The sequence below is a fragment of the Acidisphaera rubrifaciens HS-AP3 genome, from assembly GCF_000964365.1.
Lineage (GTDB): Bacteria > Pseudomonadota > Alphaproteobacteria > Acetobacterales > Acetobacteraceae > Acidisphaera > Acidisphaera rubrifaciens.
The window spans coordinates 1-2,009 of record NZ_BANB01000877.1 but is presented as its reverse complement, the minus strand read 5'-3'; the positions used below and the strand labels follow the sequence as shown (position 1 = coordinate 2,009).

The window sequence follows — 2,009 nt, the reverse complement described above, 5'->3', positions numbered from 1 at the left end:
CGTCCTGGATCACCATATCGCCCGATAACCAGATGTCCGCCACGCGGACGGGAGAGACCGTTTAGGCAGGATGCAGCTATGTGGTCAATTGATAACCTGTTGCCCTGTCCGTTGCCCCGGCTTAGCGTTGCGCCAACGCGGCCTGCCGGACGGCAGGCGATAAGCAGACGGGGGAAGCGACGATGCGCCGGACGGTGATACGCAACGCCATGATCGTGTCCATGGACGCGAAGATCGGCGATTTCCATGACGCCGACCTGTTGATCGACGGCGAGAAGATCGCCGAGGTGCGGCCGAATATCGGCCCGGTCGATGCGCAGGAAATCGACGGGCGCGGCATGATCGTCATCCCCGGCTTCATCGACACCCACCGCCACACCTGGCAGTGCATGCTGCGCAACGCGGCGGCGGACTGGACGCTGGCGCAGTATTTCGGCGGCGTGCGCGGGGTGATGGGCGAGCTGTACACGCCCGACGACATGTACCTCGCCAACTATGTCGGCGCGCTGGAGGCGCTGGATGCCGGCATCACCACGCTGTACGACTGGTCGCACAACAACAACACGCCCGATCACGCCGACATGGCGGTGAAGGGGCTGCGCGATGCCGGGCTGCGCGCCGTCTATGGCTATGGCAACGCCAACCGCGAGTGGTTTCCGGTCAGCGACCTGCCGAGCAATTTCGACGACGTGGCGCGCGTGCGGCGGACGCATTTCAACGGTGATGACGGCCTGATGACCATGGCCTTCGCCGCGCGCGGGCCGCAATTCGCCACCCTCGACGTGACCGAGGATGATTTCCGCAAGGCGCGCGAGCTTGGGCTGCGCATCACGCTGCATGCGGGCGACGGGCTATGGGGCCTCAATCACCCGGTCGACCAGCTGCATTCGCGCGGGCTGCTGCGCGACGACACGACCTACGTGCATTGCTGCACGCTGAGCGACAGCGAGTTCAAGCTGATCGCCGATACCGGCGGCACCGCCTCGCTGTCGGCGGAGGTCGAGCTGAACATGGGGCACGGCAATCCGGCGACGCTCGGCCTGCTGAAGCATGGCTGCCGGCCGAGCATCTCGATCGACGTGTGCTGTTCGGTGGGCGGCGACATGTTCGCGCAGATGCGCATCCTGATGGCCGGCACGCGCGGCTTCCTGAACGAGGAGGCGCTGGCGCGGCACGCCCTGGTCGATCCGCTGCCGATCACCACGCGCGACATCCTCGATTTCGCGACGGTGCAGGGGGCGCGCGCCTGCGGGCTGGAGGGGCGGACCGGGTCGCTCACGCCCGGCAAGCAGGCCGACATCGTGATGCTCGACACCTACGCACTGAACATGTTCCCGATCAACAACCCGATCGGCGCGGTGGTCGAGGATGCGCATGTCGGCAACATCGACACGGTGTTCGTCGCCGGGCGCATCATGAAGCGGCACGGCAAGCTGGTGCACGCCGACGTGCGCGGGCTGCGCGGGCGGATGGAACGCTCGGCGGACGCGCTGTTCGAGCGCGCGGGCGTGCCGCGCGACGGCACCTGGCTGCCGAAGCCCTATGTGCGGGGGACGGACGCCGAATAGCGGGGCGGACGCGGCATCGGGCCGGCAGCCGTCAGGCCGCCGGCCCGCGTCGCATCGCGGCCGAGGCTCAGCGCTGCCAGTCGGCGACCTGCACGAGATGAGCCCCCTCCGCCGGCCGCGTGGCGCGCGCGCGATAGATGCGCGGCTGCGCGGGCTCCGGTGGCATGTCGGGCCGGGCGGCGGGCAGCGTGCCGGTCGGGGCGCCGGTCGGGGCGCCGGTCGGTGCCGCGAACGGGCTGCAATCGCCGCTCACATGCGTGATCGCCCGCGCGGGGCCGCCCGCTTCCGGGACGCCGAAGCGCGTCGTGCGGGTGCAGACGCCGTGACCGGTGAAGGTGGTCACCACGCTTTCACCCTGCACGCCGGGCGGCAGGGCGCCGGGGTTGGCCATCGCGGCCAGCAGCGGGCCGCCGGGCCACGCGGCGCCGGCCCACGGCGCGT

Annotated in this window: 2 protein-coding genes; one reads left to right on the top strand and one right to left on the bottom strand. The window is 69.8% G+C overall.

What is annotated here, in order from left to right; genetic code table 11:
- Positions 1-182 precede the first annotated feature (182 nt).
- Entirely contained in the window at positions 183-1,568 is a 1,386-nt protein-coding gene (locus B8460_RS18690; protein WP_052945312.1) for an amidohydrolase family protein, read from the top strand.
- 67 nt (positions 1,569-1,635) lie between these two features.
- Here B8460_RS18690 and B8460_RS18685 read toward each other — a convergent pair.
- Positions 1,636-2,009 (bottom strand): hypothetical protein (locus tag B8460_RS18685; protein WP_048863133.1); only part of this gene is annotated, 374 nt, incomplete at its 5' end.

What these genes read in the sequence shown, in the direction of transcription:
- B8460_RS18690 (WP_052945312.1), top strand. Translation starts at nt 183, where the DNA reads ATGCGCCGGACGGTGATACGCAACGCCATGATCGTGTCCATGGACGCG.